The organism is Streptomyces griseus subsp. griseus (assembly GCF_003610995.1).
In the GTDB taxonomy this organism is placed as follows: Bacteria; Actinomycetota; Actinomycetes; order Streptomycetales; family Streptomycetaceae; genus Streptomyces.
This window is the reverse complement of record NZ_CP032543.1, coordinates 3161536-3187694: the sequence shown is the minus strand read 5'-3', so window position 1 is coordinate 3187694 and position 26159 is coordinate 3161536. Positions and strand designations below refer to the sequence as shown.

Genomic DNA, 26159 nt, shown 5'->3' with positions numbered 1-26159 from the left:
GATGGCTGCCTTCTTTCCGGCCCCGGTGAACTCGTCCGCAAGGACGGGGTGGTGGGTGGCTGGTCGTTGTTTGAGAACTGCACAGTGGACGCGAGCATCTGTGGCCAAGTTTTTAAGGGCGCACGGTGGATGCCTTGGCACCAGGAACCGATGAAGGACGTGGGAGGCCACGATAGTCCCCGGGGAGCTGTCAACCAAGCTTTGATCCGGGGGTTTCCGAATGGGGAAACCCGGCAGTCGTCATGGGCTGTCACCCGCTGCTGAACACATAGGCAGTGTGGAGGGAACGAGGGGAAGTGAAACATCTCAGTACCCTCAGGAAGAGAAAACAACCGTGATTCCGGGAGTAGTGGCGAGCGAAACTGGATGAGGCCAAACCGTATGCGTGTGATACCCGGCAGGGGTTGCGCTTACGGGGTTGTGGGATCTCTCTTTCATAGTCTGCCGGCTGTGAGACGAGTCAGAAACCGTTGGTGTAGGCGAAGGACATGCGAAAGGTCCGGCGTAGAGGGTAAGACCCCCGTAGCTGAAACATCAACGGCTCGTTTGAGAGACACCCAAGTAGCACGGGGCCCGAGAAATCCCGTGTGAATCTGGCGGGACCACCCGCTAAGCCTAAATATTCCCTGGTGACCGATAGCGGATAGTACCGTGAGGGAATGGTGAAAAGTACCGCGGGAGCGGAGTGAAATAGTACCTGAAACCGTGTGCCTACAAGCCGTGGGAGCGTCGCTGGCAGCACTTGTGCTGTCAGTCGTGACTGCGTGCCTTTTGAAGAATGAGCCTGCGAGTTAGCGGTGTGTAGCGAGGTTAACCCGTGTGGGGAAGCCGTAGCGAAAGCGAGTCCGAATAGGGCGTTTGAGTTGCACGCTCTAGACCCGAAGCGGAGTGATCTAGCCATGGGCAGGTTGAAGCGGAGGTAAGACTTCGTGGAGGACCGAACCCACCAGGGTTGAAAACCTGGGGGATGACCTGTGGTTAGGGGTGAAAGGCCAATCAAACTCCGTGATAGCTGGTTCTCCCCGAAATGCATTTAGGTGCAGCGTCGTGTGTTTCTTGCCGGAGGTAGAGCACTGGATAGGCGATGGGCCCTACCGGGTTACTGACCTTAGCCAAACTCCGAATGCCGGTAAGTGAGAGCGCGGCAGTGAGACTGTGGGGGATAAGCTCCATGGTCGAGAGGGAAACAGCCCAGAGCATCGACTAAGGCCCCTAAGCGTACGCTAAGTGGGAAAGGATGTGGAGTCGCAGAGACAACCAGGAGGTTGGCTTAGAAGCAGCCACCCTTGAAAGAGTGCGTAATAGCTCACTGGTCAAGTGATTCCGCGCCGACAATGTAGCGGGGCTCAAGCGTACCGCCGAAGTCGTGTCATTCCAGCATGTACCCCCAACGGGGGCTGGGATGGGTAGGGGAGCGTCGTGTGCCGGGTGAAGCAGCCGCGGAAGCGAGTTGTGGACGGTTCACGAGTGAGAATGCAGGCATGAGTAGCGATACACACGTGAGAAACGTGTGCGCCGATTGACTAAGGGTTCCTGGGTCAAGCTGATCTGCCCAGGGTAAGTCGGGACCTAAGGCGAGGCCGACAGGCGTAGTCGATGGACAACCGGTTGATATTCCGGTACCCGCTTTGAAACGCCCAGTACTGAATCAGGCGATGCTAAGTCCGTGAAGCCGGCCCGATCTCTTCGGAGTTGAGGGTAGTGGTGGAGCCGATGAACCAGACTTGTAGTAGGTAAGCGATGGGGTGACGCAGGAAGGTAGTCCAGCCCGGGCGGTGGTTGTCCCGGGGTAAGGGTGTAGGACGCACGGTAGGTAAATCCGTCGTGCATGATGTCTGAGACCTGATGCCGAGCCGATTGTGGTGAAGTGGATGATCCTATGCTGTCGAGAAAAGCCTCTAGCGAGTTTCATGGCGGCCCGTACCCTAAACCGACTCAGGTGGTCAGGTAGAGAATACCGAGGCGTTCGGGTGAACTATGGTTAAGGAACTCGGCAAAATGCCCCCGTAACTTCGGGAGAAGGGGGGCCATTCCTGGTGATAGCACGTGCTGCTTGAGCTGGGGGTGGCCGCAGAGACCAGCGAGAAGCGACTGTTTACTAAAAACACAGGTCCGTGCGAAGCCGTAAGGCGATGTATACGGACTGACGCCTGCCCGGTGCTGGAACGTTAAGGGGACCGGTTAGTGCACTTTCGGGTGTGCGAAGCTGAGAACTTAAGCGCCAGTAAACGGCGGTGGTAACTATAACCATCCTAAGGTAGCGAAATTCCTTGTCGGGTAAGTTCCGACCTGCACGAATGGCGTAACGACTTCTCGACTGTCTCAACCATAGGCCCGGTGAAATTGCACTACGAGTAAAGATGCTCGTTTCGCGCAGCAGGACGGAAAGACCCCGGGACCTTTACTATAGTTTGATATTGGTGTTCGGTTCGGCTTGTGTAGGATAGGTGGGAGACTTTGAAGCGGCCACGCCAGTGGTTGTGGAGTCGTCGTTGAAATACCACTCTGGTCGTGCTGGATGTCTAACCTGGGTCCGTGATCCGGATCAGGGACAGTGTCTGATGGGTAGTTTAACTGGGGCGGTTGCCTCCTAAAGAGTAACGGAGGCGCCCAAAGGTTCCCTCAGCCTGGTTGGCAATCAGGTGTTGAGTGTAAGTGCACAAGGGAGCTTGACTGTGAGACCGACGGGTCGAGCAGGGACGAAAGTCGGGACTAGTGATCCGGCAGTGGCTTGTGGAAGCGCTGTCGCTCAACGGATAAAAGGTACCCCGGGGATAACAGGCTGATCTTCCCCAAGAGTCCATATCGACGGGATGGTTTGGCACCTCGATGTCGGCTCGTCGCATCCTGGGGCTGGAGTCGGTCCCAAGGGTTGGGCTGTTCGCCCATTAAAGCGGTACGCGAGCTGGGTTTAGAACGTCGTGAGACAGTTCGGTCCCTATCCGCTGTGCGCGTAGGAATATTGAGAAGGGCTGTCCCTAGTACGAGAGGACCGGGACGGACGAACCTCTGGTGTGCCAGTTGTCCTGCCAAGGGCATGGCTGGTTGGCTACGTTCGGAAAGGATAACCGCTGAAAGCATCTAAGCGGGAAGCCTGCTTCGAGATGAGTATTCCCACCCTCTTGAAGGGTTAAGGCTCCCAGTAGACGACTGGGTTGATAGGCCAGATGTGGAAGCCCTGTAAGGGGTGGAGCTGACTGGTACTAATAGGCCGAGGGCTTGTCCTCAGTTGCTCGCGTCCACTGTGTTAGTTCTGAAATAACGAACGGCCGTGTTTTTGTCCGGTGTTCTAATTTCATAGTGTTTCGGTGGTCATTGCGTTAGGGAAACGCCCGGTTACATTCCGAACCCGGAAGCTAAGCCTTTCAGCGCCGATGGTACTGCAGGGGGGACCCTGTGGGAGAGTAGGACGCCGCCGAACAATTTTTCCGGGAAAGCCCCGCACCGTATGGTGCGGGGCTTTTCTGCGTTCCGAACGTCTAGGGTCGAACCATGCGCTACGAACTGGTCATCTTCGACAACGATGGTGTGCTCGTCGACAGTGAGCCGATCGCCAACACCATCCTCGCCGGCTACCTCACCGAGCTCGGGCACCCCACCTCGTACGAGGAGTCCCTCCGCGACTACATGGGGGCCGCCGTGCACCGGGTGCACGACCTCGTCGAGGAACGGGGTGGCGAGAAGCTTCCCGCGGACTTCGAGGACACCCTCCACGCCCGCACCTTTGCCGCTTTCCAGCGGGAGTTGGTGGCGGTGGACGGGGCCGAGGAGCTGCTCGGCAAGCTCGTCGCCGACGGGGTCGACTACTGCGTCGCCTCCTCCGGGAGCCACGAGAAGATCCGGGTCGGGCACCGCAGGACCGGACTCGACCAGTGGTTCGAGGAGGAGTGGATCTTCAGCTCGGAGGATGTCGGGCGGGGCAAGCCGGCGCCGGACCTGTTCCTGTACGCCGCCGAGCGGATGGGCGTCGCGCCGGAGCGGTGCGTCGTCATCGAGGACAGCCCGCTCGGGGTCGAGGCGGCCCGGGCCGCGGGGATGGACGTGTACGGGTTCACGTCCATGATGCCCGCCGACCGGCTCACCGGGGTGACCGGTCACTTCTCGGACATGGCCCAACTCCCGGAACTGCTCGCCTGATCCATCTACCCATGGGTAGATGCTGGGCTTACGCTCGCGGCCATGACAGACGCGGGCATGACCGATCGGGGCTTGCGGCACGGCAGGGCTTCACTGGCGCTCAGCTTCGGCGTCCAGGGGGTGGCGTTCGCGCTCCTGGTGACACGTATCCCCGCCCTTCAGGACCAGTACGGGATATCCGACGGGCTGCTGCCCGCCTTCCTGGCCGCTGTCCCGATCCTGGCGGGCGTCGGCAGCGTACTCACCGAGAAGGTGGTCGCGCGGGTGCGGCCCGGTGTCGTCCTGCGGTGGGCGCAGCCCCTCGTCCTGCTCTCCCTGCTGGGGGTGGGCGCCGGGCGCCAGCTCTGGCACATCGCCGTGGCGCTCGGGGTCTTCGGGCTGGCGGTCGGGGCGCTGGACGCCTCGATGAACATGATGGGCGTCAGCCTTCAGCGGGCGTACGGGCGCTCCATCATGCTCGGGTTCCACGCCGCGTACAGCCTCGGGGGGATCGCCGGGGCGTCGCTGGCGTGGGTCGGGGCGCGCTGGGATCTGTCGCTGTTCGCGTCCTACCTGCCTGTGGTGGCCGTCCTGCTGCCGGCCGCGCTCCTCGGCAGCCGGTGGTACACGGAGGGAAGAAGTCCGGACGCGGGCGGTGCCGACTCCCTGAAGGCGGGGAGTGGGGCTGTCTCCTTCAAGCTGTTGCTGCCGCTCTGCCTGGTGATGTGTTTCGCGTACATCGGTGACTCGACCGTCTCCAACTGGAGTGCCAAGTACCTCCAGGACGTGCTCGGCAGCTCGGAGCAGATGTCGACGCTTCCGTACAACGTCTACATGGTGACGACGCTGCTGGGGCGGGCCGTCGGGGACCTCGGGGTGCGGCGGTTCGGGGCTGCGGCCGTGGTGCGGGGCGGGAGTCTGCTGGCGGCCGGGGGGTTCGCGGTGGTGGCGGGGGCGCCGGGGGCCTGGGTGGGGATGGCCGGATTCACCATGCTGGGACTCGGGCTCTGTGTGATCGTGCCGCAGACCTTCGCGGCGGCCGGGCGGCTGTTCCCGGGGAACAGCGATGCCGCTGTGGCCCGGCTCAATATCTTCAACTATGTCGGGTTCCTGGTGGGTTCGCCGCTGGTCGGGGTTCTGGGCGATGCGTGGAGTTACCGGGGGGCCATGCTCGTACCGATGGTTCTGGTGCTGGCGACACTGGTGTACGCCCGCTCGTTCGCGTCGGAGCCCGCCCGATACGGTGGCGGGCATGAGCGGCCGCACACAGCTGATGTGGGATGACGCAGTTACGGGATACGACTTCGGGGAGAGCCACCCCATGGACCCGGTCCGGCTGGCCCTGACGATGGGGCTGGTGCGGGCGTTCGGGCTGGACGAGGTGGTGGATCTGCGGGCGGCGAAGGCCGTGGGGGACTCGACCCTGCGGCTCGTGCACCGGCAGGACTACGTGTCCGCCGTACGGGCCGCCTCCGCCGATCCCCGGGCCGCCGACCAGGACTACGGGCTCGGCACCGTCGACGATCCGGCGTTCACCGGGATGCACGAGGCGTCCGCGCTGATCGCCGGGCTGTCGGTCGGGGCCGCGGAGGCCGTGTGGCGGGGGGAGACCGCGCACGCCGTGAACTTCACCGGGGGGCTGCATCACGCCATGCCGGGCGCGGCCGCCGGGTTCTGCATCTACAACGATCCGGCCCTGGCCATCGCCCGGCTGCTGGAGCTCGGCGCCGAGCGGGTCGCGTACGTCGATGTGGACGTCCACCACGGGGACGGGGTGCAGGCCGCGTTCTGGGAGGACCCGAGGGTGCTGACCATCTCCCTGCACGAGCACCCCCGGACCCTCTTTCCGCAGACCGGGTGGCCGGAGGAGACCGGGGCCGGGGCGGGCGAGGGTTCCGCGGTGAACCTCGCGCTGCCCGCCGGGACCGGGGACGCCGGGTGGCTGCGGGCCTTCCACGCCGTCGTACCCGAGTTGCTGGCCGAGTTCCGGCCCCAGGTGCTCGTCACGCAGCACGGGGCCGACACCCACTTCGAGGACCCGCTCGCCCATCTCGCCGTCTCGCTGGACGCGCAGCGGGCGGTGATGGAGTCCTGTCACGAGCTGGCCCACCAGTACGCCGAGGGCGGGCGGTGGGTGGCGCTCGGCGGGGGCGGGTACGCGGTGGTGGACGTCGTACCCCGGTCGTGGACGCATCTGGTGGGGATCGCCGCGCACGCGCCCGTCGATCCGGAGTCCGTGGTGCCGCCGTCGTGGCGTGATCTTGTCTACGCCCGTACACGGCAGTTGGGCCCCGGCCGGATGACCGACGGGCGTACGCCCTCCTGGCAGTCCTGGGAGGACGGGTACGACCCGGCGGACCGGCTGGACCAGGCCGTCATCGCCACCCGTAAGGCGGCCTTTCCGCTGCGGGGGCTGCTCGCCTGAGTCCGGCGTACCGGGTGGGCATTGTGCCGTGCGTTACGCCAACGGTGGGGCGTACGGGGAATCCGGCCCGCCGGAGGGGGCCCGTACGGCAGCATCCCCAGGGTGTTGAGCACCGGGGCGTTACGCGCCCATCTGCTGGCGGCCCGGCTGGCCGGGCCCGTGGCCACCTCGCGCGAGAACAGTCTGCGCAGCTACCGGCTGTTCGCCGCGCGCGATCCGCGGGTGATGCTCGGGCTCGCGCCCGAGCGGGCCTGGGACGAGCCGGACGTCCTGCGGTTGATGGCGGAGCGGTGCGGGGTCTCGGCCGACCCCGCGCATGTGTCGGGTCCGGACGCGATCGATCCGGAGCGCACGGTGGCGGCGTTGGACGCGTTCGCGGAGCGGCTGGGGCGGGCGGCGTCGCTGCGGGCCCCGGTGCTGCTGGGGACCGGGCATCCGCACCGGCTGCTGGGGTTCTACGCCGGGCTGGCAGACGCCTTGTCGTCGGCGGGATGTCCTGTCCTCACCCCCGCGCAGGGGCGATCTATCGACATGACGACCCGGTTCGGCGTACGCACGTACCGTCTCGACCACGTTCGGGGGGTCGCGCTGGTCCGCGAGCCCGGGGGGCGGCCCTCGGGTGGTGAAACCGGCGCGCATACGCATTCGCCGCTGCCGGTCCGGATGGCGCTCCAGGACGCGGCGGAGCGGTACGGGGTGCTTCCGGAGCTGGTGATCGGGGATCACGGGTGGGTCTGCGGTGCAGGTCAGCTCGGTATCGAGGCGATCGGGCCGGCGGATACGGACGATCCCGCGCTCTTCGTCGGCGAGGCCGAGGGGCGGGTTTCGGTCGTCGTGCCTCTCGACGACGGGGTCCGGTCGCACTACTACCGGCCGCTGACGCGCTACGTGCTCCACCGGGCGGGCCTGTCGTCGTAAGTGGCCTGGTCGTCCCTCCTCTTCCCCACTCGCACCACCCGCCCCTAATCTGGGGAGTGAGCGCACAGCGACGAAGAGTCACCGGAGGGGAAGCCGGTGCGCGTCCGGTGCGGAAGGTACAGGTGGGTCATGGCTGCTGACAACGAGAGGCCTCTCAACGAGGTCAGGTTTCTGACCGTGGCGGAAGTCGCCTCGGTCATGCGAGTGTCGAAGATGACCGTGTACCGCTTGGTGCACAGCGGTCATCTGCCGGCGATCCGGGTGGGCAGGTCCTTCCGGGTGCCGGAGCAAGCGGTTCACGCGTATCTCCGCGAGTCCTTTGTGGGGGTGGAATCAGCCTGAGGCCGCCTTCGGAACGCCGAGGAAGGCCGTCGGACGCCTGGGGTCTGCCCTCGGATTACGTCCCTCACCCGGTGGCGGGTAGGCTAGGCCGACGTAGGTCGTGTGGGCCCAGACGCCCCGCACCAGTGAAGATGAAGTGAGCGAGGGTAGTCGTGGGCTCTGTTATCAAGAAGCGGCGCAAGCGGATGGCCAAGAAGAAGCACCGCAAGCTGCTCAAGCGCACGCGCGTTCAGCGTCGCAACAAGAAGTAAGCGAACGCAGTTCGTGAGATCCGCAGCCCTCCCGCCGTTCCGGCGGGAGGGCTGCGGTGCGTTTCGGGGCATGGGGTCGTCACAGGGCGGCGTCCACCCGCTACGGTGACGGCCAGGGAAGTTACCGCGGGAAGCAGGTACCGCTTCCCGGTCCGACGGAAGGCGCTGGTCTTGGGGAAGGTCGTCCTCGTCACAGGAGTGGCCCGGCAGCTGGGTGGCCGCTTCGTCCGGCGCGTCCAGCGGGAGCCGGGTGTGGACCGGGTGATCGCCGTGGACGCGGTCGCGCCCTCGCATCCGCTGGGCGACGCGGAGTTCGTGCGCGCGGACATCCGGCAGTCCGCCCTGGCGCGGATCCTGGCCGAGTACGCCGTCGACACGGTCGTGCACCTGGACGTCTCCGGCAAGGCGCTCGGCGCCGGCGGCCGGACGGCGGTCAAGGAGACCAACGTCATCGGCACCATGCAGCTGCTCGGTGCCTGTCAGAAGTCGCCGACCGTGCGGCGGCTCGTGGTGAAGTCCAGCACGAGCGTGTACGGGTCGGCGCCCCGCGATCCGGCGGTGTTCACCGAGACCACCCCGCCCAAGTCGCTGCCCAGCGGCGGGTTCGCGAAGGACGCGGTGGAGGTCGAGGGGTACGTACGGGGCTTCGCCCGGCGCCGCCCGGACGTCGCGGTCTGTGTGCTGCGGTTCGCCAACATCCTGGGGCCGTACCCGGACTCGCCGCTGGCGGACTATCTGTCGCTGCCCGTCCTGCCGACCGTCTTCGGCTACGACCCCCGGCTCCAGTTCGTGCACGAGGACGACGTCGTCGACGTCCTGCGGATCGCCGCGGGTGAGCCCCGGCGCGGGACGCTGAACAGCGGGACCTTCAACATCGCCGGGGACGGCGTGCTGTTGCTCTCCCAGTGCTCGCGGCGGCTGGGGAAGCCGACCGTGCCCCTGCTGCTGCCCGCCGTCACCTGGGTCGGCTCGGCGCTCCGTACGATCGGGATGACCGACTTCTCGCCGGAGCAGATCCGGCTGCTGACCCACGGCCGGGTGGTCTCGACCGTGCAGATGCGCGAGACCCTCGGTTTCCGGCCGGAGTTCACCACGGCCGAGACCTTCGCGGAGTTCGCGCGGAGCCGGGGGCCGGGGCTGCTGCCGCCGGAGACGGTGGGCAGGGCGGTGGACCGGCTGGCGGAGCTGCCGCTGCCGGGAGGTGCCGGGCCGCGGGAGCGCGGGACCGGTGCGGTACAGACGACTCACGGCGCCAGGTAGAGGAGCGCGGTCACGATGGCGGACGCCAAGGTCATTCCGTTCGACGACGACCGTTCGCGGTCCGGTGGCGGCTCGCGTCCGGCCCGGCGCCGGACCGGGAGCGGCAGCGGTGGGCGGGGCGACGGCTCCACGGCCCCTGTGAGCGCCCTGCCGGGCGGCCGGCTCCCCGAGCCTTCGGAGAGCGCTCCGGAGGCTGCGGAGGGGGCTGCGGCGGGGGCACAGGAGCCCCGGCAGTCCCCGGGGGCCCAGGAGGTTTCCCCGGATGGGTCCGGTGGCGGCTGGGACCGGCGGATCGCGGGCGGGCTCGCGTTCCTGCGGCGCCGGGTGACCGGCGACTACGAGGTCGACGAGTTCGGTTACGACAAGGAGCTCACCGACCAGGTCCTGATGTCGGCGCTGCGGCCGCTGGCGGACAGGTACTTCCGGGTCGAGGTGAAGGGGATCGAGAACATCCCGTCGGAGGGCGGGGCGCTCATCGTGGCCAACCACTCCGGGACGCTGCCGCTGGACGGGCTGATGCTCCAGGTCGCGGTGCACGACAACCACCCGGCCGAGCGCCATCTGCGGCTGCTCGCCGCCGATCTGGTCTTCCACCTCCCGGTCGTCAACGAGCTGGCGCGTAAGGCCGGGCACACGCTGGCCTGTGCGGAGGACGCGCAACGGCTGCTGGAGCTCGGCGAGATCGTCGGGGTGATGCCCGAGGGGTTCAAGGGGATCGGCAAGCCGTTCGGCGACCGGTACAAGCTCCAGCGGTTCGGGCGGGGCGGGTTCGTCTCGACGGCGCTGCGGGCGGGGGCGCCGATCGTGCCGTGCTCGATCGTGGGGGCCGAGGAGATCTACCCGATGATCGGGAACGCGAAGACGCTGGCGCGGCTGCTGGGCTTCCCGTACTTCCCGATCACGCCCACGTTCCCGTGGCTCGGGCCGCTGGGTGCGGTGCCGCTGCCGACGAAGTGGACGATCCAGTTCGGTGAGCCGATCCCGACGGACGGCTATCCGCCGGAGGCGGCGGAGGACCCGATGCTGATGTTCAACCTGACGGACCAGGTGCGCGAGCAGATCCAGCACACGCTGTACAAGCTGCTGGTGCAGCGCCGGTCGGTCTTCTTCTGAGGGCTCGGGTACGCGAGAGGGGGCCGGTGCGCTGATCGCGTACCGGCCCCCTCCGACGCAGGGCCTACGGCTTGGGCTTGAGGTTCTCCCCGTCGATCCCGAGGCCGGGGAGGAGCCCGGGGAGCAGCGGGGGGAGGGTGACGTCGGGGGCGGGGCGGGGCGAGGTGCTGGGGCGGCCCTCCGGGGACGGCTGGGTGAGCCCGTCCGTGGGGAGCTCGTCCAGCAGTCCGTCCGTACCGCCGAGGAGGCCGTCGTCCGGGGTCGCGTCGGAGGAGCCGGAGGAGCCCGAGGGGCCGGACGGCTTCGGTGCGGTGCTGGAGTCGGTGCGGCCCTCGGACTGGGAGGGGGGCGCGGGCGCGGGGTCGTCGGTCCGGGGGGATCCGGTGTCCGGGGTGGTGGTGTCGGTGCGTCCGGTGTCCTCGCTGCCGCCCGGGGGGCGGGGGAGGAGGGACTGGAGCGGGGCGACGTCGTCCTCTATGGCTTCGAAGACGGAGCTGACCTGGTCGCGGATGTCGGTGAGCTGGACGGGGAGCCGGTCGCGGAGGCTGCTCCAGGTGGCGCGGTGCGAGCGGGAGAACGTGTCCAGGGTCTGGATGGGGCCGATGGAGCCGTCGCGCTGGTAGGCGGCGTGGAGCAGACGGTGGCCCTCGGAGGCGTCGTGGGACATGCCGTTGAGCGCGCGTCTGACGGCGCCGAGGGACTCGTGGTCCAGCTCGCCGACGCGGCCGCGCTCCATGAGTCTGCGGGCCTCGCTGAGCCGGGTGGACGCCTGGTCGAGGTAGGCCTCGCCGCGGCCTGCGTCGCCCTTGGTCATGCCGAGGCTGATGTCCTCCATCCCGCGCTTCAGCCCGTACAGCGAGTCACCGGGCAGGGCGTCGGAGCTGGCAGCGGCCACTCCGCCGAATGCCCCGGCTGCCACACCCACGGTGAGGCCACCGGCGGTGAGCCCCTTCGCCCAGCGGGAGCGGGGACGCAGTTTGCGCAGTGGCGAGGCCCGGTGGGCCCCCTTGCCCCGTTGCACGGGCACCGTAGGGCCCGTCGATGCGCCGCCCTCGGCGAACATGGCCTCCATGGCCGCGACGAGCTGGGCTCGCTGCACCACTTTGACCTCGGGGTCCAACTGCGGCTTCGGTAGCTCACCGAGGCCGTTCGCCAAGGCCAACAGCGGTCCGCGGTCGGCCTGGTCGGCCGGCTCCTCGGGCTGTACGGCCGCCGCACCCTGGGGGGTCTGCTCCTCCAGGGCCTGGGCGAAGGCGTTCGCCCGCCGGTGTGCCGAAACGTTTGCGATCACTGGCGGCACCTCCTCTCGTCATGACGGTCGACTCCCCTGGCGGTCCGGAAGGTTGCACACCTTGAACGTTTCCACTCGATGGAGTGAGTGGCTACGGACATGGGGTGACGACAGGGGGCCTGCAACCGGCACAACGAGCGCCGCGGCACTTGGGTTACGCACGAAAGATGATCGGACCAGTGCGTGAGGGGACGGTCACTTACGGACATCGGATACGGCGGATATCGGGGGTCGGGGTCGGTGGCTCGGGTCAGCGGGCGTCGTCCGGCAGGAGCCGGGCGAGCGTCCGGACGGCGCGGTACTGCAGGGTCTTGATCGCGCCCTCGTTCTTCCCCATCACCCGGGCCGTCTCGGCGACCGAGAGTCCCTGGAGGAAGCGCAGGGTGACGCACTCCTGCTGCTGTGGATTGAGTCGGCGCACGGCCTGGAGCAGTGCGGCGTTGGAGAGGGACTCCAGGACGGAGTCCTCGGGGGAGCGCGCCACCTCGTTGGCGTCGAGCATTTCGCCGGTGGTCACTTCCAGTCGGAACCGACTGGATTTGAAGTGGTCGGCGACCAGGTTGCGAGCGATGGTGACCAGCCAGGCGCCGAAGTCGCGGCCCTGCCAGGTGAACGTGGAGATACGGCGCAGCGCGCGGAGGAAGGTCTCACTGGTGAGGTCCTCCGCGGTCGCCTTGCCGCCCACGCGGTAGTAGATGTACCGGTACACGGTGTCGCTGTACTGGTCGTACAGGCGGCCGAAGGCGTCGGCCTCGCCGGCCTGCGCGCGCTCGACGAGATCCATCATGCGCGCGCTGTCGCTGTCCGCCGTGGGACGGCGGACGGTCGACGTGGTCGAGGCGGCGCGGGTGCTGCGTCTTCCGACCGCCGCACTGCGTTCGGCCATGGCGTAGCAGGGGCCGGCAGGTGCAGGGGTGGCAAAGGCGGGGACGGCGTACGCGGTGGGGACGAAGCCGCGCAGGCGGTCAATGACCGATGCGCGCAGCGTAGCCAGGCCCGAGGCGTCAACCCCGACGTGTGGGTACACGGGACTCCCAGAGGCAGAGCTTCCATCACGAGCAGTTCGAAAAACGTCACTCGTCGTAGCGAGCGGCGGTCTCCGTGATGCGTCTGAGGAGAATAACGCTTCGTGCAGGCGGCACTACACCCAGTTGTCTAAATCATCGATTACGTCGTTTCTTATATCGCTAAGTGACGCATCGAGCAGCACATCGTGACCACTTGTTGATCGGATTGCTTCGGGATCTGTCGCTCTACCGTCTGGCGCCCGGTTGACGGGCACAGCGCGTTGTCTGGGGCGCGGTCAGCGGCGGCGACGGTGCAGGGCGAGCGCCGCGGCGGTGCCGCCCGCCAGGGCGCCGACCCCGGCCGCGGCGGGGATGCCGACCTTGGCCGCCTTGCGGCCGGTGCGGTAGTCGCGCAGCCGCCAGTCCAGGGCGCGGGCGTGCTTGCGGAGCTTGGTGTCCGGGTTGATCGCGTAGGGGTGGCCGACCAGCGAGAGCATCGGGATGTCGTTGTGCGAGTCGCTGTAGGCGGCGCACCGCTCCAGATCCAGGCCTTCGGCCGTCGCCAGGGCGCGGACGGCTTCGGCCTTGGCGGGGCCGTGCAGCGGCTCGCCCACCAGGCGGCCGGTGTAGACGCCGTCGACCGATTCGGCGACGGTGCCGAGCGCCCCGGTCAGGCCGAGGCGGCGGGCGATGATGGTGGCGGTCTCCACCGGGGCGGCGGTGACCAGCCAGACGCGCTGGCCGGCGTCCAGGTGGGCCTGGGCCAGGGCGCGGGTGCCGGGCCAGATGCGGTCGGCCATGTACTCGTCGTAGATCTCCTCGCCGATGGACATCAGCTCGGAGACGCGGTGGCCCTTGACGATGGACAGGGCGCTGTCGCGGGCGTCCTGCATGTGCTCGGGGTCCTCGACGCCGGCCAGCCGGAACCATGCCTGCTGCCAGGCGAACCGGGTGAGTTCGCGGCGCTCGAAGAACTTCCTCTTGTACAGGCCCCGGCCGAAGTGGAAGATCGCGGCGCCCTGCATGACGGTGTTGTCGAGGTCGAAGAAGGCGGCGGCGCGGTCGTCCCCGGCGACGGGGAACGCGGGCTCCTCGGGCGCCTGGTCGGGTGCTCCGGTCAGGAGGGCGGATTCGTCCTCGGCCGAGGTCTTGCGCGCGGCCTCGGCCGCGGCCTCGCCTGCCAGGACGCTCCGTGCAGTCGCGGAACGCCTACGGGGTGTGAGCCATCCAAGAGCGGCCATGCGGTGAGCATAGCCAGTCCGCCGGTACGTGCCCGACCTGCCGGGATGCGGTGGCGTGAACTCTGCGGGACCGAATCGTTAATCGGGCGATTCCGGGCGGTCCGCCGGTGCGGTGGGCGGGCGCAGAATGAGAGGCATGAGTCCTCTGCTGCGCCGTACGAAGAAGAAGCCCGCCGAGCGGGTGGTCACCCTGGTGGGGAAGCCCGGCTGTCATCTGTGCGAGGACGCGCGGGCGGTGGTGAGCGCGGTCTGCGAGGAGGCCGGTGCGTCGTGGGTGGAGAAGGACATCACCGAGGACGAGGAGCTGCACAAGGAGTTCTGGGAGCAGATTCCGGTGGTGCTGATCGATGGCGAACAGCACACGTTCTGGCGGGTGGACCCGGAGAGGCTGCGCAAGGCGCTGGGGCTGTGAGGGGAACGCGGTTAACATCGTGGGCGTTTTGAGTGATCTCGGGGGCGTAGATGTGAGGAGTGTGTACTGCTTTGCCCCCTTCGAGGCTGCAACGGGCTGATGCGGTCCCTGGTTCCGGGATCGTGCGGACGATGTGCGTGACCCCGGTCACTTTGACCGGACAAAACGGACACCATCTTTGTGCACGCGTTCACAAAGACATAGCCTGCATTCGACGGGGCGGTCTTGGGACATACGGCCGCCTGCAGCCCCGCTCATCCCGCAGGAGCACCGTGGCAACTGGCCGAACTCACCGACCGGCGACCCGTAGCCGAGGAATTCCCGAGGCCACCGTCGCCCGACTTCCGCTGTATCTGCGCGCACTCACCGCGCTCTCCGAGCGATCCGTTCCCACGGTCTCCTCCGAGGAGCTGGCCACCGCAGCCGGGGTCAACTCCGCGAAGCTGCGCAAGGACTTCAGCTACCTGGGGTCCTACGGCACCCGCGGGGTCGGGTACGACGTCGAGTATCTCGTCTACCAGATCTCCCGTGAGCTCGGCCTCACCCAGGACTGGCCCGTCGCCATCGTCGGCATCGGCAACCTCGGCGCGGCCCTCGCCAACTACGGCGGCTTCGCCTCCCGCGGCTTCCGCGTCGCCGCGCTGATCGACGCCGACCCCGCCATGGCCGGTACGCCGGTGGCCGGGATCGCCGTCCAGCACACGGACGACCTGGACCGGATCATCAGCGACAACGGTGTGTCCATCGGCGTGATCACCACCCCGCCCGGCGCCGCCCAGCAGGTCTGCGACCGGCTCGTGGCCGCCGGGGTGACCTCCATCCTGAACTTCGCGCCGACCGTTCTCTCGGTGCCCGAGGGCGTCGACGTACGCAAGGTCGACCTCTCCATCGAACTGCAGATCCTGGCGTTCCACGAGCAGCGCAAGGCCGGTGAGGACGCGTCCGTGGAGGGCGAGGACCCCGAGGCCCCGCCGATGCGTGCCACGCCCGCGAGCCGGAAGGGACCCGACGGGGACATGCCCGCCGTGATGCCGGCATGAGCCTCCTCGTCGTCGGACTGAGCCACCGCAGCGCCCCCGTCTCCGTACTGGAGCGGGCCTCCCTCGCTGCCGACACCCAGGCCAAGCTGCTCCAGGACACCCTCGCCGCGGAACCCGCGACCGAGGCCGCCGTGCTGGCCACCTGCAACCGCATCGAGTTGTACGCGGACGTGGACAAGTTCCACGCGGGCGTCGCCGAGCTCTCCACCCTGCTCGCCCAGCACAGCGGCGTCGGGCTGGACGAGCTCACTCCGTATCTCTATGTGCACTACGAGGACCGGGCCGTCCACCACCTCTTCTCGGTGGCCTGCGGGCTCGACTCGATGGTCGTCGGCGAGGGCCAGATCCTCGGCCAGATCAAGGACGCGCTCGCGCGCGGCCAGGAGCTGCACACCGCCGGACGGCTGCTCAACGACCTCTTCCAGCAGGCCCTGCGGGTCGGCAAGCGCGCCCACAGCGAGACCGGGATCGACCGGGCCGGGCAGTCGCTCGTCTCCTTCGGCCTCCAGCAGCTCGCCGCCGGCGCCGACCCGGGCCTCTGGGCCCAGGGCAAGCGCGCCCTGGTGATCGGCGCCGGCTCCATGTCCTCGCTGGCCGCCGCCACCCTGGCGCGTACCGGCGTCGCCGAGATCGTCGTCGCCAACCGGACCCGCTCCCGCGCCGACCGGCTGGTGGAGATCCTCCAGCAGGGCGACGACACCACCGTTCGCGCGCACGCCGTCGAGATGTCCGTGGTCGGCGACGAACTGACACGTGCCGACATCGTCGTCTCCTGCACCGGCGCCACCGGCCTCGTCCTCACCGCCGACGCCCTGGCCGACGCCCTCGGGGTCACCCTGGACGCCCCCGCCGAGCCGGAGACCGTGACGGCCGTCCCGGCCCCGGCCGACGTCGACCAGCACGCCGCCTGGGTGGAGAACGGTTCCGCCGCCTCCGCCCCGCGCCGTGTCACGCTGCCCGCGCAGTCCACCGGACCGGTCAGGCTCGCCCTCCTCGACCTCGCCATGCCGCGTGACATCGACGGCGCCGCCCACCGCATCGACGGTGTGCGCCTCGTCGACATCGAGTCGCTCGCGGAGGCGTCCGCCGACGCCCCGATGGCCGCCGATGTGGACCGGGTCCGCACCATCGTGTCCGACGAGGTGGCCGCCTTCGGCGCCGCCCAGCGCGCCGCTCATGTCGCCCCGACCGTGGTCGCCCTGCGCACCATGGCCGCCGACGTGGTCGCCGGCGAGATCGCCCGGCTGGACGGCCGCCTCCCCGATCTGGACGAGAAGCAGCGCGCCGAGATCACCCAGACCGTGCGCCGCGTCGTCGACAAACTCCTGCACGCGCCCACCGTGCGGGTCAAACAGCTGGCCAGTGAGCCCGGCGGCGCCGGGTACGCGGACGCGCTGCGCGAACTCTTCGACCTCGACCCGCAGACGGTGGCCGCCGTCTCCCGGGCCGACCTGAACGACCCGAATAGAGGGCGGTCATGACCGACAACTCATCGCCGGGCGCGGGCACCCCCGCGCCGCTCCGGCTGGGCACCCGGCGCTCCAAGCTCGCCATGGCCCAGTCCGGCCTCGTGGCCGAGGCGGTCCGCGAGGTGACCGGGCGCGCCGTGGAGCTCGTCGAGATCACCACGTACGGGGACGTCTCCCGCGAGCACCTGGCGCAGATCGGCGGCACCGGTGTGTTCGTCGCGGCCCTGCGCGAGGCGCTGCTGCGGGGCGAGGTGGACTTCGCCGTCCACTCGCTCAAGGACCTCCCGACCTCCCAGCCGGACGAGCTGGTGCTGGCCGCGGTGCCGCAGCGCGAGGACCCGCGCGACGCCCTGGTGGCCCGCGACGGGCTGACCTTCGAGCAGCTGCCCGACGGCGCCCGCATCGGCACCGGTTCGCCGCGCCGTATGGCGCAGCTCAACGCGTACGCCCGCTCCCACGGCCTGCGGATCGAGACCGTCCCCATCCGGGGCAACGTCGACACGCGCATCGGGTTCGTGCGCGACGGGGAGCTGGACGCGGTGGTTCTCGCCGCGGCCGGGCTCAGCCGTCTGGGCCGTACCGGTGAGGTGACCGACTTCCTGCCGGTCGACACCGTTCTGCCCGCTCCCGGCCAGGGAGCACTGGCGATCGAGTGCGCTGCGTCCAGCGCCGACCTCGCCGCCGCGCTCGCCGAGCTCGACGACCCGTACACCCGGGCCGCCGTGACCGCCGAACGTGCCCTGCTCGCCGCCCTGGAGGCCGGCTGCTCCGCACCTGTGGGTGCGCTGGCCGACCTCCTGGTCGACGGACAGGTTGTCAACGAACTGCGCCTGCGCGGAGTCGTCGGTTCCACCGACGGTTCCTCGCTGGTGCAGCTGTCCACCACCGGTCCCGTCCCCACGTCGCACGACGACGCGGCGGCCCTCGGTCGCGAACTCGCGGCCGAGATGCTCGCCAAGGGTGCGGCCGGTCTTATGGGGGAGCGAGCACTTTGAGCCCCACCGGCCCCGCCGTATCCGACTTTCCTGCCCTGTCCCCACAAGGGCAGGTCACCTTCCTCGGCGCCGGTCCCGGCGACCCGGGACTGCTGACGCTGCGCGCCGTCGAGGCGCTTGCGAGCGCGGACGTCCTTGTCGCCGAACCGGACGTTCTCGACGTCGTTCGCGGCCATGCGCGGGCAGGCGTAAGCACGCCTGAGCTGACGGTTGTTGACGTGGCGTCAACAGCCGCCGGAGTACCCGTTCTCAGGGATGCGGCCAATCTTGTCATGGAGGCTGCGAAGGGCGGCAGGCGGGTGGTCCGTGCTGTCGCGGGCGACCCGGGCCTGGACGGCGACGCGGGTGCGGAGATGCTCGCCTGCGCCGCCGCCGGGGTGCCCTTCGAGGTCGTCCCCGGGGTCGCGAACGCCGTCGGCGTGCCCGCGTACGCCGGGGTGCCGCTGCGTGACGCACAGGGCGCGGACGTGCGCTTCGTCGACGCCCGTACCGCCTCGGACCGGTGCTGGAGCGAGGTCGGCGCGAGCGACGCGACCGCCGTCGTCTCCACCACGCTGGACTCGGTCGCGGCCGCCGCCGGTGAGCTGGTCTCGGCAGGCCGCAAGCCCGACACCCCGCTCACCGTGACGATCGCGGGCACCACCACCCGCCAGCGCACCTGGACGGCGACCCTCGGGACGATCGCCCAGACCCTCAAGCAGGCCAAGGTGCTGCCGTCCCCGGAGGGGCACCGGCCGGTCATAGCCGTGGTCGGTGAGCGCAGCTCCGCCGCCCAGCGCGACCAGCTCGCGTGGTTCGAGTCCAAGCCGCTGTTCGGCTGGAAGGTGCTCGTGCCGCGTACGAAGGAGCAGGCCGCGTCGCTCTCCGACCAGCTGCGCTCCTACGGCGCGGTGCCGCACGAGGTCCCGACGATCGCCGTCGAACCGCCGCGTACGCCCCAGCAGATGGAGCGTGCGGTCAAGGGCCTGGTCACCGGGCGCTACGAGTGGATCGCCTTCACCAGCGTCAACGCGGTCAAGGCGGTCCGGGAGAAGTTCGAGGAGTACGGTCTCGACGCCCGCGCCTTCGCCGGGATCAAGGTCGCGGCGGTCGGCGAGCAGACCGCCGCCGCCCTGGTCGACTTCGGTGTGAAGCCGGACCTGGTGCCCTCCGGTGAGCAGTCCGCCGCCGGGCTGCTGGAGGACTGGCCGCCCTACGACCCGGTCTTCGACCCGATCGACCGGGTGTTCCTGCCGCGCGCCGACATCGCCACCGAGACCCTGGTGGCCGGGCTGATCGAGTTGGGCTGGGAGGTCGACGACGTCACCGCGTACCGCACGGTCCGCGCCTCGCCGCCGCCGGCCGACACCCGTGAGGCGATCAAGGGCGGCGGCTTCGACGCGGTCCTGTTCACCTCGTCCTCGACGGTCCGCAACCTGGTCGGCATCGCGGGCAAGCCGCACAACGTGACGGTCATCGCCTGTATCGGCCCGGCCACCGCGAAGACCGCCGAGGAGCACGGCCTGCGCGTGGACGTCCTGTCCCCGGAGCCGTCCGTGCACAAGCTCGCCGAGGCGCTCTCCGCCTTCGGCGCGCAGCGGCGGGACGCGGCGAAGGAGGCTGGCGACCCGGTGACGCGGCCGAGCGAGCGGCGCCCGGGCGCGCGTCGGCGCCGGACGACGACGTAGGCGTTGCCCGGACCGTGGGCCCGGTCGCTTCGGCGGCCGGGCCCACTGCCGTCACCGGGGTGCCGGTGGTGTCTTTGCCGGTGACGGTGTCGGTAAGACCGTGGTGCGTACGGGTCTATCGTCGAAGGATGACTGCGTACGGAAACTTCCCCGGCTCCCGCCCCCGGCGGCTGCGGACGACCCCGGCGATGCGGCGGATGGTCGCCGAGACCCGTCTCGACCCGGCGAACCTGATCCTGCCCGCGTTCGTACGGGAGGGCATCGACGCCCCGGTCGCCATCTCGGCCATGCCCGGCGTGCACCAGCACACCCTGGACACCCTGCGGAAGGCGGCCGTCGAGGCGGTGACGGCGGGGGTCTCGGGGATCATGCTCTTCGGGGTGCCGGAGGACGCGAAGAAGGACGCCCGGGGCACGGCGGGCACCGACCCCGACGGCATCCTCCAGCTGGGGCTGCGGGCGGTGCGCGAGGAGGTCGGGGACGACCTGGTCGTGATGTCGGACCTGTGCCTGGACGAGTACACCGACCACGGCCACTGCGGGGTCCTGACCGACGACGGCCGGGTGGACAACGACGCGACCCTGGAGCGGTACGCGGAGATGGCCCAGGTCCAGGCGGACGCCGGTGCCCATGTGGTGGGGCCCAGCGGCATGATGGACGGCCAGGTCGGTGTCATCCGGGACGCGCTGGACCAGACCGGGTACGAGGACGTGTCGATCCTCGCCTACACCGCGAAGTACAGCTCCGCCTTCTACGGCCCCTTCCGCGAGGCCGTCGGCTCCTCGCTGACCGGTGACCGCAAGACCTACCAGCAGGACCCGGCCAACGCCCGGGAGTCGCTGCGGGAGCTGGCGCTGGACCTGGAGGAGGGCGCCGACATGGTCATGGTGAAGCCTGCCGGACCGTGTCTGGACATCCTCGCCAAGGTCGCGGAGTCCGTGGACGTGCCGGTGGCGGCGTACCAGATCAGTGGCGAGTACGCGATGATCGAGGCCGCCGCCGAGAGGGGCTGGATCGACCGGGACAAGGCGATCCTGGAGAGCCTGACCGGCATCCGGCGGGCCGGGGCGCAGATGATCCTCACCTACTGGGCGACCGAGGCCGCCCAGTGGCTCAAAGGACCCGGCAGGAGCTGAGAGCCCTCAGGGTCCAGCGGCTCCGGTCTCCTGGAGCCGGTGGGCCTCCTTGATGGAGAACCGGGCGCTGTCCCGTACGAGCGGGTCCTGGTCCGCGCGGGCGGTGGAGTCCAGGGCCATCGCGACCAGCGGGTCCGAAGTGTAGGGCGCCAGGGACATCGCCGCGTACTGGCGGACCAGGTCCTCCTCCGGCTCCCGCAGGGCGGTGAGCAGGGCGCGGCCCGCGCGGCGGCGGAGGTCGGGGTCGTCCGGGGGCCAGACCCGCAGGACGGTGGCGCTCTCCACGCGGGCGAGGCCGTACTCCTCGGCGTCGGCGACCACCGAGACGAGAAACGGCAGCGCCTGCGCGTTGGCGTCCAGCTCGGTGATGATCTCGCGCTTGCGGTCACTGCCCGGGGGCAGTGCGCGGTACTCGGCTATCAGGCGTTCGGCGGCCTCGGCCGCTGCCGCGGCTGCCGTGGTCGGAGGGTTCGTGTCGTTCATGGGGGTGGACACTTTCTGTCAGGGCCAGTCGACCAGTGCCATGAATGCTACGAAAGTGACCATCGTGGTGGCGGGTGCGGCCAGGGACAGAACCACGCGCCGGGCCGTGTTCCGCATCTGCCAGGGCATGGACCAGCTCGCGACCAGCACCATCGCGGTCAGCAGCAGGCCCACGCAGAGCACGGTCCACGCCGGGGCGAAACTCGCGTCGAAGCGGGCCGCCTCCGCCCCGTCGCAGGGATCGCACGCCATCGGGGTGAGACCGCCGATGAAGAGGGCTACGAGCCCCATCGGCAGCGTGACGAGCGTGCAGACGAGCGGGGCGATCCAGGCGCGGGGGTCACGGGTGGTGTCGGGCATGCGTACGAGTGAACCGTGCGGGGCGGGGGCCCGCATGAGTACGGGGACTCAGCCGGCCACTGGGGTTCGTGTCGGTGCCGTGGGGTCCTCCGGTGGGTCCGTCCTCGCCCTGAGCCAGGCGCGGGCCTCGGCCAGCTCGCGGTCCGTGAGGGGTGGGCGGACCTGGTCGGGGTGGCGCAGGACGTGGTGGTCGCGGGCCGTGCGCAGCCCGATCGCGCGGGCCGCCGGGGAGAGCCGGGGGTCGTCCGCCACCTCCTGGGCGCGCCGCCACCAGCTGTGGCTGCGCGGGTCGACGGCGTAGTGCCAGAGGGGCTGGTCCGGGTCGGCCACGCCGATCAGGACCCGGTGCAGGACGTACTCCCGGACACCGGGCCGCCCGATCAGCCGCTCGGCCACGTGCAGGGGGTGGGTGCCGTCGAGGCGGGCGCGGAGCAGCACCCAGGTCATCAGGTGACCGGTGTCGTGCCCGCCGGAGACCACGAACTCCCACAGCTCGGCGGCCTTGGCCTCGTCGGGGGCGCCGAGGTGGGTGAGCAAGCGGAGGGGGGCCTTCCAGAGCGGCTTGGGCCGCGCCCACCAGGCCAGCAGCCCGGCGGCGGCCGGGTGGCCCAGGTCCTGGGCGAGGCAGGTGAGGGTGACGAGGGGGTGGCGCCACTCGGTGTAGGTGGTGCGGTACTGCTTGGCCAGCTCCTTCTGCCGGCGCGGGAGAAGGGCGTCGACCTCCGCCGCCCCGGCCGCGCCGTGGGCGTACAGCAGCTCCAGGCAGAACGCGATGCCCTGGACGCCGGTGGCGGGGTCGGCCACCTGCTCCTTCAGCCACCGGAAGTCGGCGGGGGAGGGGGCGCGGTAGCGGTGCCAGAGGTCGCCGAGCGCCCCTTCGTAGACGGTCAGGTCCGGGCCGGTGCCCGCCAGCAGCTCGTCGCGGGCGGCCTCGTACCGGTCGGCGGCGGCGAGTGCCTCGGCCGCTTCGGGGCCGGTGGCGCGGGCCGCGCGCTCCCGGACATGGGCGACCTGGTCGTACGCCGCCCGTGCCGCCACCACGCGCAGGGGGCGGGGGAGCCGGTCGTCCGTGGTGAGCCGGACGGCGGTGAGGGCGGCGGCGGACCGGGCGGTTTCGTGGTCGGCGTCCGGGTGGGTGGCGCGCCACTCCTCGGTGACGGCGGTGCGCACCGCGCCCAGCAGCGCGGCCCGGGCGGTCTCCCGGCCGGGCAGCTCCGCCCAGAGCGCCTGTGCGGCGGCGTACGGGTCGGGGCCGTGGAGCGTGCGGTACGTACGGAACCAGGCGGGGACGGCCTCGTCGTGACCGGCGAGCGCCGTCGCGCGCAGGGCGGCGAGGGCCTGCGGGGAGGGGTGGTCGGCCAGGGTGCCGGCCGCGGCCGGGCCGAGGGCGGCGGCCAGCTCCCAGGCCTCCGCGCGCCCCTGACGCAGCAGCGCGTTCAGCACGGGCCACCAGCCGCTCCGGGCGGCGGGCCGCCCGGTGTGCTCCGCCTGCCCGGCGGCCAGCAGCCGTGACGCCTCCTCGGGTGTCAGCGCCTGCCGCAGCTCCAGGGCGGTGGCGAAGCGGTCGGCGGTGGCCGTCCCGACCGGCCCGGCCAGCCGGTCGTGGAGCCAGCGCTCCTCGGGTCCGGTCAGCGGGGAGGCGCCGTCGTGGCGGTCGGCGCCGATCCGGTCGAGGAACTGGCGTACGCCTGCCTCGTCCTGGGGGTCGGGCAGCCCGTCGGCGTCCGCAGCGGTGACCCGGTCCAGCTCGAACGCGGCCTGCGGCCCGTTGTCCACGAGCCGGTAGCCGTCCGGGCCCGCCCCGAGACCTGCGGCGACCGTGGCGTGGTCGCCGCCCCAGTGCAGATACAGCCGGCCCCGCAGCGCGCCGGTGCGGTCGAAGGCGGAGTGGGACTGCCAGTGCCAGTACGCGAAGGAGGCGCGTCCGGTGATCCCCCGGGCCGCGAACAGCTCGGCGGCGTCCTCGTGGCCGTCGGACTGGGTGTAGCGGCTCCGGGTGGGCGGGGGCAGGGCGACGAAGTCCGCGCCGCCGAGCCCGCGCCACCACTCCTTGATCCGGGTGAGGTCCGAACGCGCTCCGGCCCCACGGTCCGAGGTCAGTCCCACCAGAACGACCACACTTCCTGGTCGAGAAGCCGCTTCCGCGCGTAGACCTCCAGGTCGTACGGCGGGGACTGGTCGACGTTGTCCGGGCAGAAGGCGTAGTGCTCGGCGGCGAGCGCGCGGGCCTCCTCCGGGGTGGTCGGCGGGCGCCCCACGGAGACGATCATGGTGTCGAAGCCGAGCGCCACGACCCGGGCGTCGTAGCGGTCCTCCCAGGAGCGGAGCACCGCGGAGAGCCGGGCCACGTCGTTCTCGTGGTTCATCGGGCCGGACCAGCCGATGGCCGCCGGTATGTCCGCGCTGCGGCGGGCCGGGACGAGGGCCATCCGGGCCCCGCCGAGCCAGCTGTCCGGGTCGGCCGTGATCACGCCCGCCAGGCCCGCGGCCGCCTCGTCCGGGTCCTCGCCGGACTCCTCCGCCGGGGCCGGGGCGAGACCGGGCCAGGGCCCGGGGCCGCCGGTCCGCTCCCCGCCCCCTCGCCGGGGCCCTTAGCCGCCGCGTCGTCGCCCGGCTCGTCTTCCGCGTACTCCGTCCAGTAGCCCGCGAGGACCTCGTCCGCGTCGTGGTCGCCGGGATACGACGTGCTGTCCGGGCACAGGTCCCAGTCCTCGGGCCACTGGGCCCGGTGGCCGCCCGTGACCAGCACCGGCAGCAGCCCCACCCGCCGCCCGGCCGCCCTCAGCCGCGGCCAGTCGGGCGGGGCCGCCGGACCGTCCGCGTACCAGAGCAGCGGCTCGGGCCAGGGGCCGTCCAGCGTGGCATCCACCAGGGAGCCGGGCGGGAGTTCCAGACCGGAGGAGGTCAGGTCGGGCAGAGGGTTCGGGAGCGTCGCCATGGTGGGGAGCCTAGGGGGCGGCACTGACAACGCCCCGTGCGGTCGGGGCGGTGGTCCGTGAAACAGGGCGGCCCGCCGGGCACCCGGAAAAGCTGGTGCCGTGCGGGAGACGACGGAGGAGACTCGGCCGGGTGATCGTGATGGAGGCTGTCCTGGAGACGTACCGCCCTGATGACTTCACGCTCTGGCCGGTCGTGGAGCCGGTCCGGCCTGCCGCCGGCGGCGAGTCGCCCGGATACCTGGCACTCAGCGGTCGGCTCACTCCCGCCGAGGTCGGGACGGCACTCATGCTCATCGCCGGGTGCAACGGCCTCGATCCCGGTGCCGATGCGGGGGACGACCGACCGCCACGCCCGGCGGACCCACTCGCCTCCTTCCTGCACGGGCTGTTGACCTTCGACGGCCTCTGCGCCGCCGGTGGCCTGCGAGTGGTGGACAACTCGACCGGGGTCACCCTGCTCCCCGGCTGCTGCAGCGGGCTGGAGGACTGGCGCGATGTCCACAAGGCCATCGACGGCACCGGACAGGTCTTCCTCGGACACGACCCCGGCCCCGTCGTCGAGGTGTCCGGCGACTCCGTCCGGCTGGTCGTGGACATGGAGCGGAGCGACAGCCCCGCCATCGAGGTGTCCGCCGCCGAACTGCGCCGGCTGCTGGACGGGGTGGGGCGCGATCTCGCCGACTTCCTCGGTCTGGTCACCGGCTGGGCCCGTGTCCACCTGCCCGACCGCGCCGAGCCCGTCACCGACGCTCTCGCGCGTCTCCTCGCCGTACGGCCGACCGGCGACCGGCGATCGCCGGTCGGCCGTGGGTGGACGGGGTACCGCATGACGCGGATGATCATGCGTCCACGGCAGGCCGGGCCGCCTCCCGTGCGCCGACGCCGGTCGTGGGAGGGCTCATCTCCCGGTGGGGCGGGTGGCGGGGACGTATCGTCAAGCCCCGTTGTGTGGAGCCCGGCCACCGCCGGCCGGGCCGATCCGGCAGGAGCCGCCGTGAACAGGATCATCACCTCCATTTCGCTCTCCCTCGACGGATTCTTCGAGGGGCCCGATCACGACATCGACTGGCACACCGTCGACGAGGAGCTGCACCAGCACTTCAACGACTACTTCCGGACCATGGGCGGGTTCGTGGAAGGGCGTGTGACCTACGAGTTGATGGAGGAGTTCTGGCCGACCGCCGATCAGGACCCGGCGAACGAGGGCCCGATGGCCGAGTTCGCGGGGATCTGGCGGGACACGCCGAAGTTCGTCTTCTCGCGGACGCTGGAGCGCGTGGGCCCGAACGCGACGCTGTTGCACGAGGTCGACCCCGAGCAGGTGCGCGGTCTGCGGGACGCCGCCTCGGGGGACCTGGCGGTCGGCGGGGCGGAGCTGCTGGAGTCGTTCCGGCAGGCCGACCTGATCGACGAGTACCGGGTCTACGTCCACCCCGTCGTCCTCGGCCGGGGCCGCCGCTTCTTCCGGGACACCGAGGAGCGGCAGATGCTCCGGCTGCTGGAGGCCCGGACCTTCGGGAACGGGGTCGCGATGCTCCGTTACGAGACGGTCCGGGCATGAGGAGGGCGGTGAGGGGTCAGGCGGTGGCCGCGTAGGCGGCGAACGCCGTCCAGGCCCTGGGCGCGACGGTGAAGGCCGGGACCTCGGTGACCTTCGAGTCACGGACGTGGACGGCGGCGGTGTTCCCCGACGA

Annotated in this window: 21 protein-coding genes, 2 rRNA genes and 2 pseudogenes; 17 read left to right on the top strand and 8 right to left on the bottom strand. The window is 70.2% G+C overall.

Annotation, left to right across the window (positions count from 1 at the left end; translation table 11 throughout):
• Positions 1 to 102: 102 nt before the first annotated feature.
• The 10 genes from D6270_RS14345 to D6270_RS14300 all read left to right on the top strand — a co-directional run bounded on the left by D6270_RS14345 (position 103) and on the right by D6270_RS14300 (position 10425).
• A 23S ribosomal RNA gene (locus D6270_RS14345) occupies positions 103 to 3227 on the top strand.
• Between the two features lie 77 nt (positions 3228 to 3304).
• A 5S ribosomal RNA gene (rrf, locus tag D6270_RS14340) occupies positions 3305 to 3421 on the top strand.
• A 71-nt stretch (positions 3422 to 3492) separates the two neighbouring features.
• Positions 3493 to 4137: an HAD family hydrolase gene (locus tag D6270_RS14335; RefSeq protein WP_109165040.1), complete on the top strand. Its 645-nt coding sequence runs from the start codon at positions 3493 to 3495 to the stop codon at positions 4135 to 4137.
• A 57-nt stretch (positions 4138 to 4194) separates the two neighbouring features.
• Positions 4195 to 5400, top strand: a complete 1206-nt coding sequence (locus D6270_RS14330; RefSeq protein ID WP_109167445.1) for an MFS transporter — start codon at positions 4195 to 4197, stop codon at positions 5398 to 5400.
• Complete coding sequence (locus tag D6270_RS14325; protein ID WP_109165041.1) at positions 5369 to 6541, top strand: acetoin utilization protein AcuC; 1173 nt, start codon at positions 5369 to 5371, stop codon at positions 6539 to 6541. Before D6270_RS14330 ends, D6270_RS14325 begins: the two co-directional genes overlap by 32 nt.
• Before the next feature lie 102 nt (positions 6542 to 6643).
• Entirely contained in the window at positions 6644 to 7459 is an 816-nt protein-coding gene (locus D6270_RS14320) for a phosphatase (RefSeq protein ID WP_109165042.1), read from the top strand.
• Positions 7460 to 7588: 129 nt separating this feature from the next.
• Positions 7589 to 7801 carry a helix-turn-helix domain-containing protein gene (locus tag D6270_RS14315; RefSeq protein ID WP_015609302.1) on the top strand — a complete coding sequence of 71 codons (213 nt, stop codon included), beginning with the start codon at positions 7589 to 7591 and terminating at the stop codon, positions 7799 to 7801.
• A 152-nt stretch (positions 7802 to 7953) separates the two neighbouring features.
• Positions 7954 to 8052: a 30S ribosomal protein bS22 gene (locus D6270_RS14310; RefSeq protein WP_003948845.1), complete on the top strand. Its 99-nt coding sequence runs from the start codon at positions 7954 to 7956 to the stop codon at positions 8050 to 8052.
• Positions 8053 to 8223: 171 nt separating this feature from the next.
• Positions 8224 to 9312, top strand: a complete 1089-nt coding sequence (locus D6270_RS14305; protein ID WP_109165043.1) for an NAD-dependent epimerase/dehydratase family protein — start codon at positions 8224 to 8226, stop codon at positions 9310 to 9312.
• Positions 9313 to 9327: 15 nt separating this feature from the next.
• Complete coding sequence (locus D6270_RS14300) at positions 9328 to 10425, top strand: lysophospholipid acyltransferase family protein (RefSeq protein ID WP_109165044.1); 1098 nt, start codon at positions 9328 to 9330, stop codon at positions 10423 to 10425.
• A gap of 64 nt (positions 10426 to 10489) precedes the next feature.
• Here the strand turns inward: D6270_RS14300 and D6270_RS14295 are convergent, their stop codons facing one another.
• From D6270_RS14295 to D6270_RS14285, 3 genes are all read right to left on the bottom strand, one after another.
• Entirely contained in the window at positions 10490 to 11716 is a 1227-nt protein-coding gene (locus D6270_RS14295; RefSeq protein ID WP_109165045.1) for a DUF5667 domain-containing protein, read from the bottom strand.
• 250 nt (positions 11717 to 11966) lie between these two features.
• On the bottom strand, positions 11967 to 12743 hold the full coding sequence (locus tag D6270_RS14290; protein WP_026241604.1) for an ECF subfamily RNA polymerase sigma factor, BldN family: 777 nt from the start codon (positions 12741 to 12743) through the stop codon (positions 11967 to 11969).
• Between the two features lie 276 nt (positions 12744 to 13019).
• The gene (locus D6270_RS14285) at positions 13020 to 13964 is read right to left on the bottom strand and encodes an HAD family hydrolase (protein WP_109165046.1); all 945 of its coding nucleotides are present in this window, start codon (positions 13962 to 13964) and stop codon (positions 13020 to 13022) included.
• Between the two features lie 136 nt (positions 13965 to 14100).
• Between D6270_RS14285 and D6270_RS14280 the strand changes: the two genes are divergently transcribed.
• The 6 genes from D6270_RS14280 (at position 14101) to hemB (ending at position 20683) form a co-directional block, all read left to right on the top strand.
• Positions 14101 to 14376 (top strand): glutaredoxin family protein, encoded by a 276-nt coding sequence (locus D6270_RS14280; protein WP_109165047.1) that lies wholly within the window; start codon positions 14101 to 14103, stop codon positions 14374 to 14376.
• 272 nt (positions 14377 to 14648) lie between these two features.
• Complete coding sequence (locus tag D6270_RS14275; RefSeq protein ID WP_109165048.1) at positions 14649 to 15416, top strand: redox-sensing transcriptional repressor Rex; 768 nt, start codon at positions 14649 to 14651, stop codon at positions 15414 to 15416.
• Entirely contained in the window at positions 15413 to 16897 is a 1485-nt protein-coding gene (locus D6270_RS14270) for a glutamyl-tRNA reductase (protein WP_109165049.1), read from the top strand. Before D6270_RS14275 ends, D6270_RS14270 begins: the two co-directional genes overlap by 4 nt.
• Positions 16894 to 17880, top strand: a complete 987-nt coding sequence (hemC, locus tag D6270_RS14265; protein WP_109165050.1) for a hydroxymethylbilane synthase — start codon at positions 16894 to 16896, stop codon at positions 17878 to 17880. The genes D6270_RS14270 and hemC overlap by 4 nt, the downstream gene beginning before the upstream one ends.
• Positions 17877 to 19547, top strand: a complete 1671-nt coding sequence (locus tag D6270_RS14260) for a bifunctional uroporphyrinogen-III C-methyltransferase/uroporphyrinogen-III synthase (RefSeq protein WP_109165051.1) — start codon at positions 17877 to 17879, stop codon at positions 19545 to 19547. The genes hemC and D6270_RS14260 overlap by 4 nt, the downstream gene beginning before the upstream one ends.
• Before the next feature lie 128 nt (positions 19548 to 19675).
• Complete coding sequence (gene hemB / locus D6270_RS14255; RefSeq protein WP_109165052.1) at positions 19676 to 20683, top strand: porphobilinogen synthase; 1008 nt, start codon at positions 19676 to 19678, stop codon at positions 20681 to 20683.
• A 6-nt stretch (positions 20684 to 20689) separates the two neighbouring features.
• Here hemB and D6270_RS14250 read toward each other — a convergent pair whose 3' ends face one another.
• The 4 genes and pseudogenes from D6270_RS14250 to D6270_RS14235 all read right to left on the bottom strand — a co-directional run bounded on the left by D6270_RS14250 (position 20690) and on the right by D6270_RS14235 (position 24464).
• On the bottom strand, positions 20690 to 21166 hold the full coding sequence (locus tag D6270_RS14250) for a hypothetical protein (RefSeq protein WP_109165053.1): 477 nt from the start codon (positions 21164 to 21166) through the stop codon (positions 20690 to 20692).
• Positions 21167 to 21184: 18 nt separating this feature from the next.
• Complete coding sequence (locus tag D6270_RS14245; protein ID WP_109167446.1) at positions 21185 to 21526, bottom strand: hypothetical protein; 342 nt, start codon at positions 21524 to 21526, stop codon at positions 21185 to 21187.
• A gap of 48 nt (positions 21527 to 21574) precedes the next feature.
• Positions 21575 to 23644 carry a serine/threonine-protein kinase gene (locus D6270_RS14240; RefSeq protein WP_109165054.1) on the bottom strand — a complete coding sequence of 690 codons (2070 nt, stop codon included), beginning with the start codon at positions 23642 to 23644 and terminating at the stop codon, positions 21575 to 21577.
• Positions 23623 to 24464 (bottom strand): annotated as a pseudogene (locus D6270_RS14235) (DUF4253 domain-containing protein). The gene D6270_RS14240 and the pseudogene D6270_RS14235 overlap by 22 nt, the downstream one beginning before the upstream one ends.
• Before the next feature lie 995 nt (positions 24465 to 25459).
• On the opposite strand from D6270_RS14235, the gene D6270_RS14225 reads away from it, so the two are divergent.
• The gene (locus tag D6270_RS14225; RefSeq protein ID WP_109167447.1) at positions 25460 to 26026 is read left to right on the top strand and encodes a dihydrofolate reductase family protein; all 567 of its coding nucleotides are present in this window, start codon (positions 25460 to 25462) and stop codon (positions 26024 to 26026) included.
• 16 nt (positions 26027 to 26042) lie between these two features.
• Here D6270_RS14225 and D6270_RS14220 read toward each other — a convergent pair.
• A pseudogene (locus D6270_RS14220) lies at positions 26043 to 26156 on the bottom strand (DUF397 domain-containing protein); the annotation flags it as partial.
• Positions 26157 to 26159: the final 3 nt, after the last annotated feature.